We start from the raw sequence: 16119 nt of genomic DNA, 5'->3' as shown, positions 1-16119 counted from the left end.
CGCAGGAGTTCTCAGTCCCGCGGAGGCAGTAGATGGGCCAGTTCCCACTCCTGCATGCGTTGATAGACCAGCTCTCGTGTCTCGGTCAGCGAATGCAGCGCCAGCACATCGCTGACCAGATTCTGCGCCCCTTCCAGCGACACACGACGTATCGCGGCACGCACCCGCGAGAGATTGGGGGCGTTCATCGACAGCACCCGATAGCCCATGCCGATCAACAGCAGGGCGCCGATCGGATCACCGGCCAGCTCGCCACACACCGAGGCAGACACGTTCAGGCGGCGGCTTTCGCGTGCGATCTGATCCAGCGCCCTGAGCACTGCCGGCTGGCAGGCATCATAAAGACCCGAGACACGCGCATTGTTGCGGTCTACCGCCAGCAGATACTGGATCAGATCGTTGCTGCCCACCGAGAAGAAATCAACGCGTGAGGCAAGCGCCTCCAGCTGATAGATCACGGCGGGCACTTCCAGCATCACGCCCAGCAGTGGGCGCTCCACCCGGACACCGTCGTCACGCAGTTCCAGAATGGCACGATCCAGCAGGCGACAGACCGTATCCACCTCCTCGACGCTGGTGACCATCGGCAGCAGGATACGAAGATTATCCAGCCCCTCGGCAGCCTTGAGCATGGCGCGCAGTTGCACCATCAGTACTTCAGGGTGATCCAGCGTCACCCGGATGCCGCGCCAGCCCAGAAAGGGGTTTTCTTCCTCAATGGGAAAATAGGGCAATGACTTGTCACCGCCGATATCGAGCGTGCGCATGACCACCGGCAGCGGTGCAAACCCCTGGAGCTGCTCGCGATAGATCCGCGTCTGCTCTTTCTCGCTGGGAAAGCGCTGGTGCATCATGAAGGGCACTTCGGTGCGATAAAGCCCTACGCCATCGATTCGCGCAGCAGGCGAGCCACTCATCTCCACGGCCAGCCCGGTATTGATCATTAACCGGATACGAAACCCGTCACTGGTTTCGCTGGGCAGGGACTGCTCGCTCTCAAGCATCGAGGTAAGCGCTTTCTCCTCCTCGATCATGCTTTCGTAGCGCACCATAAGATCCGGCTGCGGGCGCAGGATCAGGCGTCCACGGTAGCCATCCACGATCATGGGCGTGCCGGCCAGCCGCGAGATGGGCAGATCATTCATGCCCATCACGGCCGGAATGCCCATGGCCCGTGCCAGTATCGCCACATGGGATGTGCTCGAGCCACGCAGCGCGACCAGACCTGCCAGTTTTTCACGCGGGATTTCACCGAGCTGCGCGGCGCTGATTTCATCACCGACCAGAATGGTGTGATCCGGATAGACCGGCTGGCGGGCGCTGCTGTCCTTTTGCAGGTGTGCCAGAACACGACGTCCCAGATCGCGAATGTCCGCGGCACGCTCGCGCAGATAGTTGTCGTCCACCCGCTCGAGGTAGTTGACGTGACGCTGCACAACCCGTGAGAGCGCATAGGGCGCCCACTGCCCGTCACGAATGCGCTTTTCGACCTCGTTACCCAGCGCGGCGTCCCCCAGCATCTGCTGATAGACGTCAAACAGCGCCTGCTCCTGCGCCGAGATACGACTGGCCAGCCGCTCGGCCGCCTGCCGGATATCGTGACGCACGCAGTCGATGGCCTCGCGCAGGCGCGTGATCTCGGCGTCGATATCCTCGGGCACGCGCTCGGGGACCGCCTCGAGGTTGGCCGAAGGCACCACCACAAAGGCCTCACCGATGGCCATGCCGGGGGCGGCGGCAATGCCGTTAAGCAGTGCCTGGGTGCTGGGGTCACTCAGCCGCGCCAGCGCTCCGGTCGACAGGGCATGCACCAGTACACCGGCCAGCTGGGCGGCCATGGTGATCAGAAAGGCTTCTTCACCCTCACCGAACTGGCGTTTTTCACGCTGCTGTACGACCAGCACGCCCAGCACGCGGCGCTGATGAATGATGGGAACGCCAAGAAAGCTGGAGTAGCGCTCCTCGCCGGTTTCGGCGAAGTAGCGAAAATGGGAGTGTGACGGGGCCTCCTCGATATTGAGAGGCTCTTCGCGCTGACCGACAAGCCCTACCAGACCCTCACCGGGCTTCAGGGTGACCTGACCAATGGCCGAGGCATTCAGGCCGATGGTATCCATCAAAATGAAGCAGTCACGCTCGTCATCGCGCAGATACACCGAGCAGACATCGGTCTGCATTGCCTTGCGTATGCGCCGCACGATGATCGACAACGCCGCATCCAGACTGCGGGCGCCGTTAACCTCCTGAACAATGCGGCGAAGAATTTCGAGCATGGCGTTATATTTTCATCCCTGTACATCTGCCATATGCGAGCGCCCGAGCATGGCAGGCGCCTGAACATGTCAATGGCCGCTATTGGCCGGCTGCATCCACCGAATCCTCTCCCGGCAAACGCGGTGCCAGCTCTCGCAGGGCGCGCCGATAAACGTCACGCTTGAAAGACACCACCTGACCCAGAGGATACCAGTAACTGACCCATCGCCAGCCGTCAAACTCGGGCTTGGGCGTGGTATCCACACTAATGCTTGATTCCTGACATCGCATGCGCAGCAGGAACCACTTCTGCTTCTGGCCGATGCAAAGCGGGCGCGAATGGGTGCGAATCAGTCCCTTTGGCAATCGATATCTGAGCCAGCCACGCGTGCAGGCCAGTATATCGACGTCATCGGGATGCAGGCCGATCTCCTCTTTCAGTTCTCGATACAAGGCGTCATGAGGCGTCTCATCTTCCTTGATCCCACCCTGTGGAAATTGCCATGCATTCTGTCCTACCCGTCGTGCCCACAGCACCTGGCCGCCGCAGTTGGCAATAATGATGCCAACGTTGGGCCGGAAACCGTCGGGATCGATCACGACTTGCCACCTTTTGAAAGTAGATTACAGGCATTCTTCCACAAAGCGCGAAAGCGCATCAATACGCGGCGCAAAGGCAGGCGCGTGTTGTGGCGCATATTAAAGCGTTGTCATCTTTGTAATAATGAAACCAGGACAATCGACACCTTGCCTTTGATGGGAGCTTCCCCCTTGACGCTGGCCATATTCGATCTCGACAACACGCTGCTTGGCGGCGACAGCGATCACGCCTGGAACGATTTTCTGGTCGAACAGGGCATTGTCGACCGAGAACATTTCCGCCGGGAAAATGATCGATTCCATCGCGCCTACGATGCCGGCACGCTGGATATCCATGAATACCTGGCCTTTGCCCTCGACCCGCTGACCCGCCATACCAGACAGGAGCTTGACGAGCTGCATCAAGGGTTCATGATGGACCGTATCGAGCCCATTATCCTGCCCCAGGGAGAGGCACTGCTGGGAAAGCACCGTGCCCGCGGCGACCTGCTCCTGATCATTACGGCCACCAACCGCTTCGTCACGGGGCCCATTGCGCAAAGACTCGGCGTCGAGCACCTGATCGCCGTGGAGCCTGAAATGGCAGAAAATCGCTACACCGGGCGCGTCACCGGGACGCCCAGTTTCCGCGAAGGCAAGATTACTCGTCTGGAAGAATGGCTTGAGGAGCACGACGTCTCACTTGAAGGCGCCTTTTTCTACAGCGACTCTCAAAATGACCTGCCGCTGCTTGAGCGGGTCGACAATCCTGTCGCCGTCGACCCGGATCCGATTCTGGCCGACGTTGCCAGACAGCGCGGCTGGCAAATCATTACCCTGCGGGATCGCGACGAACGGCGTGATTCCCTATAATCGACATATCCATCGCGGAGTGTGTCACTTTGACACCATTGGCTGAACCGGCAGGGCAACCCATGGGGCTTCCCGATCGAGACCCGGTCTCCGGTCAGACAATGGAAATGCCGTTTGACCCAGCGTGTCCTGTTTGTCATCCACCCATCTGCGACGATGACCCTCCGGTGTGTAAAGACCCCGTGTCATGTCGGGCTGATAGAACAGGACGCAAATCTCGCATCAAACCGAGCGTGAGAAGCCATGGCAGCAACGACGTATGATGTCCTTATCGTGGGTGGCGGCGTATCAGGCACTGCCCTTTTGTATGAACTGGCCCGGTATACCGATCTAAACGCCATTGGGCTGGTCGAGAAGTATGACAAGGTTGCCATCGTCAACTCGCATGGTCGCAACAACAGCCAGACCATTCACTGTGGCGATATCGAAACCAATTACACGCTGGAAAAGGCGCGCACGACCAAGCGTACTGCCGGCATGGTGGTCAACTTCGGTACCAAGCTTTCCACCGAAGAGCGCGACAACATCATCTATCGCTATCCCAAGATGGTGCTTGGTGTCGGCGACAAGCAGTGCGACTTCCTGCGCAAGCGCTTTGACACCTTTCGTGAACTCTTCCCGGAAATGCGCCTTCTGGAACGCGATGATATCGCCGCCCAGGAACCCAGGGTCGTGGAAGGACGTGACCCGGCAGAGAAGATTCTGGCACTGGGCTCGCCCAACGAATATACGGCCGTTAATTACACCACGCTGTCAGAGGCGTTCGTTAAATACGCCGGTCAGGATGCCGAGAAAAAGGGCATGACCTGCGATCTGCACCTCTCGACGCCGGTGCACAAGATCGAGAAGGAAGGCGATCTCTTCAAGGTCACTACCCCCAACAAGGGTACCCTGCAGGCCCGCTATGTGGTGGTGGCAGCCGGTGGTCATTCTCTGCTGTTTGCCCATCAGATGGGCTATGGTCTGGACAAGTCCTGCCTCCCGATGGCCGGTTCGTTTTATTTCACGCCCAAGGTTCTCAACGGCAAGGTCTACACCATCCAGAACGAGAACCTGCCCTTTGCCGCCGTTCACGGCGACCCGGACGTTCTGGTCGACGGCAAGACCCGCTTCGGACCGACGGCGCTGATGCTGCCGCTGCTTGAGCGCTACAACAGCAAGACCTTCACGGAATTTCTGCGCGTATTCCGCTTTGACAGCAGCGTGGCAAAGGTCTTCTGGGACCTGCTCAAGGTGCGCGACATTCGCAACTACGTGTTCAAGAACTTCATGTATGAAGTGCCGGTCCTGCGTGAAAAGCTCTTCTATCAGAGCATCAAGAGCATCGTGCCGAGCCTTCGTCCCCAGGATGTCGAGTTTGCCAAGGGCTTTGGTGGCGTACGTCCCCAGTTGATCGACAAGACGGCCAAAAAGCTGGTCATGGGTGAGGCCAAGATCGATCCCGGTACCGGTATCGTGTTCAACATGACCCCCTCGCCCGGTGGCACCAGCTGCCTGGGCAATGCCGAAAAGGATCTGTATCTGGCACAGCAGTTTCTGGGCTTCAACATCGACAAGGAGGCTTTCGAAAAAGATCTCCTGATGGGCGAAGTCGAGCTTCGAGGCCTTGATGAAGCACCGCAGATGTCACCCGAACAGTCATCCCATGGTGAAGATCTCGATGCTGAGCAGGAAAAGGAAAAAGAGGGCAAAAGCGTCGGCCCCGAGGCCTGAGCCGACCGCCAGACGACCGCCACAAAAAAGGCACCCTTCGGGGTGCCTTTTTTATAGCAGCAGGCGTTGATATCGCCTGCGTCTTTTCAAACCAGAATTTTTTCAGGCCGCGCTTTTCAACTGCTGTCGCTTGATGGCGCCTACCGTCAGAGCGAGCGTCATCAGGGCCAGGACAACAAAACCCACCAGTGTCCATCCGGGCAGGGAGATGCCCAGAAAGCTGCCTTCAACCTCGGCGCACTCGCCGGAAGCACTCAGCACCGTGGCAATCACGCTCTGCAGGGGCAGAACTTCCATCATGTAATCCAGCCCCGGCCCGCAGCTGGGGACCTGGTCGGCGGGAAGACTCTGCAACCAGACATGTCGACCGGCCAGAAAGATACCGGCTCCGGCACCGATCAACGCCAACACCCCATAGACACTGCCGCCCCACCCCCGGGGATTGTGCAGCGCACCAATAATCAGGGGCACCAGCGCCGCCAGCACGGCAACGCGCTGAAAGGTGCATAGCGGACAGGGTTCAAGCCCGAAGCCATACTGCAGTACCAGCGCGAACGCCAGCATGAAAATACAAAAGGCACTGCCAGCAAGGCACCATTGACGTGCTGACCGGTTCAACAGTTTCGACATGCGTTGCTCCACCCGTTTATGTGGTTACTTCGTTATGAGGCGCCATTATTGACCTTCAATTGACGCGCATGTTCGAAATAACGCTGCATAAAGGTTGAGAAATCAACGTCGTCGCTGTCTTCCGTTTCCTGCTGCTGCTGATGGGAGGTGTCCACCAGCTGATCCAGCAGCGTATGACGCGCCGGATCCATTTCCGTATTCGCAAACCACTGGGCATGTTCACGCGCACGCGCCAATGACCAGGTCACAAAATCGCTGCCGCTTTGCTGCATCTGCTGATGCATGCGCCCGGCCGGTGTCTTCTCGGGATGATGAACCCTCTCACGCAGTTCGGTCAGTGCCCTTTGATGGGGAGCGGACTCGTCAGCGCTGTCCATCAGCTCGGCAATGGGCACCATGGCTTCAAAAATCTCTTCCAGGCACTCATGCAGCGGGCGGTCGCCACTGGCGAAGGAGAGCATCAGCGAGGCATCTCGGCCGCTACGCACCACCTGTGCCCGGTTGTCATCAAGGCGATCGCACTCCTCGTCACTGATCCAGGGGCTGGGCGAGAGCAGGCACCAGACCAGGAACGTGTCGATAAAGTGGATCTGCTGCTCATCGATACCCAGCGGCGTGAACGGATTGAGATCCAGACAGCGCACTTCGATATATTCCACACCGCGCGATTCCATGGCCTGGGTTGGCGTCTCATCGTGGCGCGCTACACGCTTGGGGCGAATATCGCTGTAATACTCGTTTTCGATCTGCAGCATGTTGGCATTGAGCTGGCGCCATTCGCCCTCCTTCTCAACGCCCTCACGCTCATAGTCAGGCCACGGAGTAACGATGGCATGGCGCAGGGTACCGATATAATTTTCAAGCGTGTTGAAACAGATCCGTAGCTGCGACTGCACCTTGTTCTGGTAGCCCAGATCACTCATGCGAAGCGTCGAGGCCGTGTCCGAGAGCAGCGTTTGCTCACCATGGGGAAGCAGCCCGGCATCGCGCCCCTCAAGGAAACTGCGATCCACGCCGGGTGAGGCGCCGAACAGGTACATCAGTACCCAGCTGTTACGGCGAAAGTTTCGAATAAGATCGAAATAGGCCCGCGACCGAAACGCCTGGGCCGAGACGGCCTGCTGACCGTCAATCTCCTGGAGATGCGTCCAGAGCTCATCAGGCAATGAAAAGTTGTAATGGATACCGGCGATCGACTGCATGATACGCCCGTAACGCATATCCAGCCCATTGCGATAGACTCGCTTCATGGTACCCACGTTGGAGTTGCCGTAATCGGCAATCGGCACGCTGTCGTTGCCATCGAGTTCGGCGGGCATGCTGGAGGGCCAGATCAGCTCCTGACCCAGATAGCGATAGCTGTAGCGATGAAGATCGCCCAGAAACGCGAGCGCATCCGACGGTCGGGAGAAGACCGGTGTGATGTACTCCAGCAGCGACTCTGAATAATCGGTCGTGATGTAGGGGTGGGTCAGCTTCGAGCCCAGAGCATGCGGATGAGGCGTTGAAACGATGCGCCCCTGAGAATCCACGCGCAGCCCTTCCTTTTCAATGCCCCGGCGAATGCGGCCAAAAAGGCCCTGCTGCGCCGGTGCGCTCAATCCATCGATGCGGCGAGTGAATTGCTCGGACAAGGTTGAACACCTTCTCTTGCGGGAGCCCGCGCGCATTGGGCTGATCGCGCGCCTGTCGGCCTGTTGCCGAGACGGGGCTCCGGAACTGTTTTCGTCGACCAGCCCCCGCTGACACTACATCAGTCAGGCGCCGGTATCTGCCAATAGTGTGCTCATTATGAAGCGCGACTCGGCCCTTTCAAGCACCAAAGTGCGCATGCTAACGAGTTTATCATGTCAACGCTTTCGATCGCGTGGCTTGCCCGCGCCTGCCTTGAGCAGCGCTGCGCCCAGCGCCCCGACCGGCTCCTGTGAAGGCGCCTTCTCCTTGCCGCGTGCCTGGGACCTGCCGCCATCGCGGCGCCCGGCTCCCCTGGCATGGCTGTCCTGCTCGGCATCCGGGGTGTCATCAAGACGCATGGACAGCGCAATACGCTGGCGCGCCTGATCCACGCTCATCACCTTGACTTTAACCACGTCACCAGCCTTGACCACTGTACGCGGGTCCTGCACGAACTGATGCGACAGCGCCGAGATATGCACCAGCCCATCCTGATGAACGCCGACATCCACAAAGGCGCCAAAATGGGTCACGTTGGTGATCACCCCTTCCAGCACCATGCCGGCGGTCAGGTCGCTGACCTTCTCGACCCCTTCCTGAAACTGTGCAGCGCGAAATTCAGGCCGCGGGTCGCGCCCCGGCTTTTGCAGCTCCTTTAAAAGATCGCTCACCGTCGGCAGCCCGAAGCGCTCATCGACATACTCTGCGGCGCGAACACTACGCAGAAAATCGCTGTCGCCGATCAGGGTCTTCAGGTTCCGGCGGCTGGCCTGAGCAATACGCTCTGCCAGCGGATAGGCCTCGGGATGAACCGCCGAGGCGTCCAGCGGGTTGCTGCCACCATTGATGCGCAAAAAGCCCGCGCACTGCTCAAAGGTCTTGGGCCCCAGACGCGTCACCTCGAGAATCTGGCGACGATTATCAAAGGCACCATGATTGTCACGCCAGGCCACGATATTGTCGGCAAGCGTACTATTGAGACCGGACACACGGGCCAGCAGCGCCGAAGAAGCCGTATTGAGATCTACCCCCACGGCATTGACGCAATCCTCCACTACGGCGTCCAGCGAGCGCGCCAGCATCAGCTGTGAAACATCATGCTGGTACTGCCCCACCCCGATGGATTTGGGATCGATCTTGACCAGCTCGGCCAGCGGGTCCTGCAGGCGGCGCGCAATCGACACGGCGCCACGAATGGTGACATCAAGCTCCGGCAGTTCACGCGAGGCAAACTCGGAGGCTGAATAGACCGAGGCGCCAGCCTCACTCACCATGACCCTGGCAATGTCCTGGCCCTTGAGCCGATCCAGCAGATCGGCAGCCAGCCGGTCGGTTTCGCGACTGGCGGTGCCGTTACCGATGGCCACCAGGCCGACATCGTGTTTCCTGCACAACTCTGTCAGTGTGACCAGCGAAGCGTCCCACTGGTTCCGCGGCGCATGTGGGTAAATGGCGGTGTGATCCACCACTTTCCCCGTTGAATCCACCACCGCCACCTTGACCCCAGTCCTGAGCCCCGGATCAAGACCCAGCGTGGCACGGGCCCCGGCCGGCGCTGCCAGCAGCAAATCCTTCAGGTTATCGGCAAAGACGCTGATGGCTGTAGCTTCTGCCTGCTCACGCAGCTGGCCCAGCAACTCGGTTTCCAGATGCGTATAGAGCTTGACCCGCCAGGTCCAGCGCACCACTTCCTTCAACCAGCGGTCGGCGGGACGCGCGTGATCGCTGATGCCAAACTCCCGTGCAATCTCGACTTCACAGGGATGCACGCTCGCCTCATCTTCATCGGGCAGCTTGAGCGCCAGCCCCAGCACGCCCTCCTGACGGCCACGGAACATGGCCAGCGCCCGATGTGACGGCGCCTTCGACAGTCTTTCACGATGATCAAAATAGTCTGAAAACTTGGCCCCACTGCTCTCCTGACCGGCAAGCATGGTGGAAACCAGCTCGGCCTCCTGCCACAGGCGATCACGCAGCCGACCGACCAGTGCCGGCGACTCGGCAAAACGCTCCATCAGAATCTGTCTGGCACCATCCAGCGCAGTACGGGCATCGGTAATGCCATGTTCCTCACTGAGATAATCGGCCGCCAGCTGTTCAGGCACCAGAGAGGGATCGTTCAGAAGGGCGTCGGCCAGCGGCTCGAGACCCGCCTCGCGCGCAATCTGCGCCTTGGTACGGCGCTTCTTGCGATAGGGCAGATAAAGGTCTTCCAGCCGCTGCTTGGTATCGGCGGCCAGAATGCTGGCCCGCAGGGCATCGTCGAGCTTGCCCTGCTCCTCGATCGATGCCAGCACCGTCTCACGACGCTCATCGAGCTCGCGCAGATAGCGCAGGCGAGTTTCCAGCAGACGCAGCTGGCTATCATCCAGTCCGCCGGTGGCTTCCTTGCGGTAGCGAGAGATGAACGGCACGGTGGCCCCTTCATCCAGCAGGGCGATGGTAGCCTCGATCTGGGCAGGACGAACGGCAGTCGCACCGGCAGCCTCGGAAAGCTCGGTCGCCAGCCGCGCTGCCATCGAAGAAATCTGTGTCATGAAAACGCATTCCCTTCCAAACAGGGCGCCAGGGTATCACAAACCATGCGTTGACGGGACAACCCCGATATAGAGCCATCGACTGTAAAAAAATGGCGACAGCTCAAAAGCTGTCGCCACGATCATCTGCATTCTGGCGCAGGCGTTACCGGACCGGGCAGGCTCTACTTCTGAATCGGACTCGGCCCGGCACCGGTAATGGCGTCATCGACACCGTCGAAACGGCTGAAGTTATCGATGAATTTATCAATCAGGGCACGGGCCTGCTCATTAAAGGCCGCTTCATCCTGCCAGGCCTTGCGTGGGTCAAGCAGCGTCGAATCCACGCCCTTGACGGCTACCGGTACCGACAGGTTGAGCCCCGGGACCGTCACCGTCTCGGCATTTTTGAGATCGCCACTCTGGATGGCACTGATGATGGCCCGGGTCGTGGGAATACTGAAACGCTTGCCGCCCTGCCCGTAGGCCCCGCCGGCCCAGCCTGTATTGACCAGATAGACATGCGAGTCGAAAGCTTCAATGCGCTTGATCAGAAGCTCGGCATACTCATGGGCCGGGCGCGGGAAAAACGGCGCGCCAAAGCAGGTCGAGAAGGTCGCTTCCAGTGCACTGCCGGCACCGATCTCGGTGGACCCGACCCGCGCGGTATAGCCGGAAAGAAAGTGATAGGCCGCCGCTTCACGTGACAGGATCGACACCGGCGGCAGCACACCGCTCATGTCGCAGGTCAGAAAGACAATGGCACTGGGCTCGCCGGCACGATTGTCCACCGTTCGCTTGTCGACGTGCTCCAGCGGGTAGGCTGCGCGGGCATTCTGCGTTAATGAGGCGTCATCGTAGACAGGCTGTCGCGACGCATCGAGCACCACGTTTTCAAGTACCGCCGGAAAGCGAATGGCCCGATAGATGATGGGCTCGTTCTTTTCGCTCAGGTCGACGGTCTTGGCGTAGCAGCCCCCTTCGAGATTGAAGACGGTGCCCTCGCCCCAGCCGTGCTCGTCATCGCCGATCAGATAGCGCGACGGGTCAGCGGAAAGCGTGGTCTTGCCGGTACCGGAAAGGCCGAAAAAGAGCGTCGTCTCACCATTGTCGCCAACGTTGGCGCTGCAGTGCATGGGCAGCACATCCTTTTCCGGCAGCAGAAAATTCTGCACCGTGAACATCGCCTTTTTCATCTCTCCGGCGTAATGCATGCCCGCGATCAGCACCCGACGACGGGCAAAATTGATGATGACCGTGCCATCGGAGTGGGTGTGATCACGCTCGGGCTGACAGACAAACTCTGGCGCACTCATGACCTGCCATTCGCGCTTGTCACGCGGGTTGAACGGCTGCGCTCGTACAAAAAGGTTGCGTGCGAACAGCGTGTGCCAGGCATACTGGGCCATGACACGAATCGGCAGGTAGTGCTCGGGATCAGCCCCCACGTGCAGCTCGGTCTCAAAGGCGCCCTTGTCGGCCAGAAACTCTTCGACCCGCTCCCACAGCGCGTCAAAATGCTCGACGGCAAAAGGGCGATTGACGTTGCCCCAGTCGATTTCGTGACTGGTGGAGGGCTCATCGACAATGTAGCGGTCAACAGGGGAACGTCCGGTACGCCGCCCCGTTTCCGCCACCAGCGCCCCGTTGGCCGCAAGTCTTGCTTCACCACGCGAGATGGCATGCTCCACCAGCTCGGCGGCACTTGCATTGATACGGGGAGTGCTCATATTCGTTGTCATGTTTATCCCGGGCATAAGCCATTCTCTCTCGTTAAGCGCATGGACACTTATCATGTGCCTCTGGCGTTATATTCCCGCACCGGCAAGCGCCACGCGAGACAGCGCCCGTCGGCCGGAAAAGCGTATTATGACCAAATCGCTTCAAACGGAGAATGTATCACGGCAGCATTAACCGAAAAGGCACAACGTGCCGGCCCACAAGAAAAGACATGGCACGCTGGCCCGGGAGAAGGATCCATCAGTGCAGCGTTGGGGAAGGGGCATCGGGTGATTCAATCAACGCCTCGATATCGGCAGCGCTGAAGGTGTAATCCGTGTTGCAGAAATGACAGGTCGTGCTCAGCTCGCCCTGCTCTTCTACCACCGAACGCAACTCATCCGGACCCAGCTGGTGCAGCGCACTGGCAAAGCGCTCGCGCGAACAGGTGCAGCCAAAACCGATCGGGTCCGGCTCGAACACCCGGATCTGCTCTTCGTGGAACAGACGCACCAGAATATCGCGCGCCGGCAGCTCCAGCAGCTCCTCGGACTTGAGGGTATCGGCCAGCATGTTGAGCCGCGGCCAGGCATCGGTGTCCTTGAGACTGTCATCTTCAGGCAGGGTCTGAAGCATCAGCCCGGCTGCATGGGATTTCGAGGCAGACAACCACAGGCGGCTGGGCAGCTGCTCGGAACGCTCAAAATAACCCTCGAGACACTGCGCCAGCGTCTCCGCTTCCAGCGCGACAATGCCCTGGTAGCGCTGGCCCTCATGCGGATCCAGCGTCATCACGATGTGCCCCTCGCCCATCAGCGCCTGAAGCGTCGCGCCCTCTTCGGGCAGCGGCTGATCCTCGGCCAGCCGTGCAATCGCTCGCAAACGCTGGCCATTGTCATCATGGCCGGGGTTGGACTCCGCCATCAAAAGGCTGACCGGGCCGTTGCCCTTGACCTCAAGAGTCAATACACCATCCAGCTTGATGGTCGCCGTCAGCAGCGCGACGGCCGCCAGCATCTCGCTGAGCTGGCGATTGACCACCTCGGGGTAGCCGTGACGATTGATGATGTCCAGACAGGTGTCATCCGCCTTGACCAGCTCGCCGCGAACATTGGTGTCGTCAAAGATAAAGCGTTGAATATGATCCATGGGTCATCCGATAAGGAGAAGGAGTAATCGGCGCGGCAGGCAGGATGACAAGAAAGCCGGTCATCGAGGCACTGCATCAGGGTCAGGAGTCGTCGTGCTTGTGACGCTGGAAATTCTGGATATCGCGACGGGCCCGGCGATCCGGACGCCCCTTTGGCGGCTGCATGCTCTTGTCCATGCGGCGAATTTCGGCTTCACGAGTGCGACGCTCAACGCTGGCCTGTGTTTCACGATAGAGCGCCTGAGCCTCGGAAGCACCGCGCCGCTTGTCGCTGACGTCGATGATTTCGACCTCGATGCGATCCCAGCCCTGAGGCAACATCAGCAGTGCACCGGGCTCTACAATCTTGCTGACCTTGCTACGCGCACCGTTGTAGTGAACCTTGCCACCATCGATGGCCTTTTGCGCAAGCCCCCGGGTTTTGAAAAACCGGGCGGCCCAGAGCCATTTGTCGAGTCGAACCTGTTCGCTCATGCCATCTCTCCACACCGTTTCTGAGTGCCAATATGGGGGCAAAAGCCCTGCTCTCAAGCCCCAGGCATTGCAGGGCCGGGCAGATGCTGCCAACACTACAATGCGATAATCTGTACGGCATCCATCGAGACCGCGTCGTATCCGCCATCCCCGTTTCTTAAAGCCTTTGGAGGTAAAGACATGTCCCCATCAGGAAAGCCCGAAATCGGGCGGCGGCGCTGTATCGCCCAGAGCCGGCTGTTTGCGATCGAAGCACTGGAGCTTGAATTTTCCAACGGCGAGCAGCGCACCTTCGAGCGCCTGATCAGCAATGGACAGGGCGCCGGCGCCGTCATGATCGTGGCGATGCCGGACCCCGATCATGTCCTGTTGATTCAGGAGTACGCGGTCGGCATCGAGGACTATGCTCTGACGCTGCCAAAGGGTGTCATCGACCCGGGCGAAGACATCATCACGGCCGCCAATCGTGAGCTTCGCGAAGAGTGCGGCTATGGTGCCCACGTCATCGAACCCCTGACTGAACTGACGCTGGCTCCCAATTACATGACCCACCGCATTCATGTGGTCATGGCGACGCAGCTTTATGAAGAAAGCCTGCCGGGCGATGAGCCCGAACCGCTGATTGTCGAAAAGCATGCCATCGAGGACATTGGCGCATTACTGGCGCGCGGCGATTTTCATGAGGGACGTGCCATCGCAGCACTCTTTATCGCCAGAGAGCGGCTTCGTGAACGACAGGAAAAGCCTGACCCCATGTTCTGGTAAACCGATACTCGGGAAGAGGCAGAGCTTCTCATCAGCAGCGCCACTCACGCAAAAGGCCCGACAGCCAATGCTGTCGGGCCCCTCACGAAGCACCATCAATCCTGAGTGGGATCAGTTACTGGACGGGCTGGCGCCGTGCTCAGTGCTGTCGCCATCTTCAATGGGATCCGTGGACTGCATCTGGGCAGAGTGTCCCTGCCGCCCGGTCATGGTCTCATCAGCATTCTGGGCCCCGGGGCTATCCACCGAGCTGCTGCTGGACTCGCTCATGCCGTCCATATCGTTCATTTGAGCCGAGCCACCGTTACCTCCCTGACCGGTAGGTGTGGCGTCAGCACTGGTCGCGCTGTTATCCATGGTGCTGGAAGCTTCAGTGGCTGCCGTACCGGTCATTTCCTGACCTTCGCTGGCAGCGCCATTTTGAGTGGCCTCAGTCGAGGCCACAGCAGACATGGCAGGCAGCACGAAAGCGGCACAAAAAACAGTAGCGATCATTTTCTTCATGGGTATTTCCTCCAAGACTCTGATTTTCATTACCGGTGCGCGGGGCACATTCGGGCCTCGCCGCCGGGTATACAGATACTTCCTGCAATGAACACCAGACTTCATTGCAGTCTGCCTTTCAGGGCAAGCAAGGCAGTTACGATGTCCTGCAGGACATCAATGGGCAAGTGACCATAAAATTAGGGCACTAAATGCAAGCTGTCAAAGGAATGTACAACAACGGGTAAAGCTTAAAACAAGAAATGTTACTGGTGACTACCGGCTACGGCCTATAATATGTGTAGTGAAAACTCCATTAAATCGAAAGGTTATTTTTCATCCCGTGCAAATCGAGCCTTTGAACTAAGTTTCATTTTTTATTCAAATTTAGAATGAGCCGTATGTATGCATAGATATATTAACAGAAAGCTATTCAAGCTAAGTGCATTTTATTTAAAATGCTATTTTTTTATTTTAAACAGGTTTAACTCCAAGTCTTTGGAATCTAAAAACCAAGAAATTGTAGTTTCTTTAACTACACACACTGCGCGTATCAACGATGTTTACCTTACATTGGAGTCACTATTCCACCAGACGACAGATGGATACAGCGTTTATCTATATATATCTCAAGAAGACAGAAAAAAGATTGGTCATCTTCCTCAAACCCTGAAGCGGCTACAATCGAGAGGATTAAACATTATATTTATTGAAAATGATTATCGATCTTACAATAAATTGATTCATGCTCTCGAGCAGCATCGCGAAAAACTGATCGTCACTGCTGACGATGACACCATGTATCCCCAAAACTGGTTAGATCGATTAATCGAAGGGCACCAAAAACACCCCAACTGTATCATATGCCATAGAGGGCACATATGGAGCGAAAGCACCCCGGGCGCCCAAGAAATAAATTACAATTTAATCAAAAACAAAAACTCTCACATAGCTAATCAACCTAGCTACAAGCTTATGCCTACAGGAAATAGCGGCGTTTTATATCCTCCCGGATCTCTTGATGACATCGTTTTTAACGCAAAGCTGTTTACAGAACTTGCTCCTACTGCAGATGATATCTGGTTCAAGATATGCTCACTTAAAAAAGGAACCCCGTGCATAAGGATCAACAATAAAAACATGGAATTTGCACCAACTGAAGCTTCGGCCAAATCTGCTCTTCACGAAGAAAACATTAAAAAGAATGGCAACGACAGGCAATTAAAGGCCTGCCTTGAACACTTTCCCGAGGTAAAAAAACTGCTTTTTGATTGAGATCCAATGAAAATC

13 protein-coding genes are annotated in these 16119 nt (G+C 58.0%); 4 read left to right on the top strand and 9 right to left on the bottom strand.

Features of this window, described 5'->3' with window-relative positions; genetic code table 11:
* Positions 1-11: 11 nt before the first annotated feature.
* Positions 12-2273: a phosphoenolpyruvate--protein phosphotransferase gene (gene ptsP, locus C8D72_RS13375; protein ID WP_115854917.1), complete on the bottom strand. Its 2262-nt coding sequence runs from the start codon at positions 2271-2273 to the stop codon at positions 12-14.
* Between the two features lie 79 nt (positions 2274-2352).
* A complete protein-coding gene (locus tag C8D72_RS13370) occupies positions 2353-2853 on the bottom strand; it encodes an RNA pyrophosphohydrolase (RefSeq protein WP_115854916.1) in 501 nt (166 codons plus the stop codon).
* A 171-nt stretch (positions 2854-3024) separates the two neighbouring features.
* On the opposite strand from C8D72_RS13370, the gene C8D72_RS13365 reads away from it, so the two are divergent.
* Together C8D72_RS13365 and C8D72_RS13360 are read left to right on the top strand one after the other, a co-directional pair.
* The gene (locus C8D72_RS13365) at positions 3025-3705 is read left to right on the top strand and encodes a histidinol-phosphatase (RefSeq protein WP_115854915.1); all 681 of its coding nucleotides are present in this window, start codon (positions 3025-3027) and stop codon (positions 3703-3705) included.
* Between the two features lie 243 nt (positions 3706-3948).
* Positions 3949-5418 (top strand): FAD-dependent oxidoreductase, encoded by a 1470-nt coding sequence (locus C8D72_RS13360; protein WP_115854914.1) that lies wholly within the window; start codon positions 3949-3951, stop codon positions 5416-5418.
* 102 nt (positions 5419-5520) lie between these two features.
* Here the strand turns inward: C8D72_RS13360 and C8D72_RS13355 are convergent, their stop codons facing one another.
* The 6 genes from C8D72_RS13355 to C8D72_RS13330 all read right to left on the bottom strand — a co-directional run bounded on the left by C8D72_RS13355 (position 5521) and on the right by C8D72_RS13330 (position 13581).
* A complete protein-coding gene (locus tag C8D72_RS13355; protein ID WP_115854913.1) occupies positions 5521-6048 on the bottom strand; it encodes a disulfide bond formation protein B in 528 nt (175 codons plus the stop codon).
* Positions 6049-6080: 32 nt separating this feature from the next.
* A complete protein-coding gene (gene gshA / locus C8D72_RS13350) occupies positions 6081-7718 on the bottom strand; it encodes a glutamate--cysteine ligase (protein ID WP_115854912.1) in 1638 nt (545 codons plus the stop codon).
* A 180-nt stretch (positions 7719-7898) separates the two neighbouring features.
* Entirely contained in the window at positions 7899-10259 is a 2361-nt protein-coding gene (locus C8D72_RS13345; protein WP_115854911.1) for a Tex family protein, read from the bottom strand.
* 164 nt (positions 10260-10423) lie between these two features.
* Entirely contained in the window at positions 10424-11980 is a 1557-nt protein-coding gene (locus C8D72_RS13340) for a phosphoenolpyruvate carboxykinase (protein WP_115854910.1), read from the bottom strand.
* A 238-nt stretch (positions 11981-12218) separates the two neighbouring features.
* Positions 12219-13106, bottom strand: coding sequence for an Hsp33 family molecular chaperone HslO (gene hslO, locus C8D72_RS13335; protein ID WP_115854909.1), 888 nt, complete (start codon positions 13104-13106; stop codon positions 12219-12221).
* A gap of 82 nt (positions 13107-13188) precedes the next feature.
* A complete protein-coding gene (locus tag C8D72_RS13330; RefSeq protein WP_115854908.1) occupies positions 13189-13581 on the bottom strand; it encodes an RNA-binding S4 domain-containing protein in 393 nt (130 codons plus the stop codon).
* A 180-nt stretch (positions 13582-13761) separates the two neighbouring features.
* Between C8D72_RS13330 and nudE the strand changes: the two genes are divergently transcribed.
* Entirely contained in the window at positions 13762-14346 is a 585-nt protein-coding gene (gene nudE, locus C8D72_RS13325; protein WP_115854907.1) for an ADP compounds hydrolase NudE, read from the top strand.
* 111 nt (positions 14347-14457) lie between these two features.
* On the opposite strand, the gene C8D72_RS13320 is transcribed toward nudE, so the two are convergent.
* On the bottom strand, positions 14458-14850 hold the full coding sequence (locus C8D72_RS13320; RefSeq protein WP_115854906.1) for a hypothetical protein: 393 nt from the start codon (positions 14848-14850) through the stop codon (positions 14458-14460).
* A 384-nt stretch (positions 14851-15234) separates the two neighbouring features.
* Between C8D72_RS13320 and C8D72_RS13315 the strand changes: the two genes are divergently transcribed.
* Positions 15235-16104: a glycosyltransferase gene (locus C8D72_RS13315; protein WP_115854905.1), complete on the top strand. Its 870-nt coding sequence runs from the start codon at positions 15235-15237 to the stop codon at positions 16102-16104.
* The last annotated feature ends 15 nt before the right edge of the window (positions 16105-16119 follow it).

The sequence above is a fragment of the Kushneria indalinina DSM 14324 genome, assembly GCF_003385845.1.
GTDB lineage: Bacteria > Pseudomonadota > Gammaproteobacteria > Pseudomonadales > Halomonadaceae > Kushneria > Kushneria indalinina.
Note: the sequence above shows the minus strand (reverse complement) of the source record. Positions and strands in the feature narration are given on the sequence as shown.

Excerpts from the sequence above, each read along its gene's own strand:
- ptsP (WP_115854917.1), bottom strand. The coding sequence starts at position 2,273 with ATGCTCGAAATTCTTCGCCGCATTGTTCAGGAGGTTAACGGCGCCCGC.
- C8D72_RS13360 (WP_115854914.1), top strand. The coding sequence starts at position 3,949 with ATGGCAGCAACGACGTATGATGTCCTTATCGTGGGTGGCGGCGTATCA.
- C8D72_RS13355 (WP_115854913.1), bottom strand. The coding sequence starts at position 6,048 with ATGTCGAAACTGTTGAACCGGTCAGCACGTCAATGGTGCCTTGCTGGC.
- gshA (WP_115854912.1), bottom strand. The coding sequence starts at position 7,718 with ATGCGCGCGGGCTCCCGCAAGAGAAGGTGTTCAACCTTGTCCGAGCAA.
- C8D72_RS13345 (WP_115854911.1), bottom strand. The coding sequence starts at position 10,259 with ATGACACAGATTTCTTCGATGGCAGCGCGGCTGGCGACCGAGCTTTCC.
- C8D72_RS13340 (WP_115854910.1), bottom strand. The coding sequence starts at position 11,980 with ATGACAACGAATATGAGCACTCCCCGTATCAATGCAAGTGCCGCCGAG.
- hslO (WP_115854909.1), bottom strand. The coding sequence starts at position 13,106 with ATGGATCATATTCAACGCTTTATCTTTGACGACACCAATGTTCGCGGC.
- C8D72_RS13330 (WP_115854908.1), bottom strand. The coding sequence starts at position 13,581 with ATGAGCGAACAGGTTCGACTCGACAAATGGCTCTGGGCCGCCCGGTTT.
- nudE (WP_115854907.1), top strand. The coding sequence starts at position 13,762 with ATGTCCCCATCAGGAAAGCCCGAAATCGGGCGGCGGCGCTGTATCGCC.
- C8D72_RS13320 (WP_115854906.1), bottom strand. The coding sequence starts at position 14,850 with ATGAAGAAAATGATCGCTACTGTTTTTTGTGCCGCTTTCGTGCTGCCT.
- C8D72_RS13315 (WP_115854905.1), top strand. The coding sequence starts at position 15,235 with ATGCATAGATATATTAACAGAAAGCTATTCAAGCTAAGTGCATTTTAT.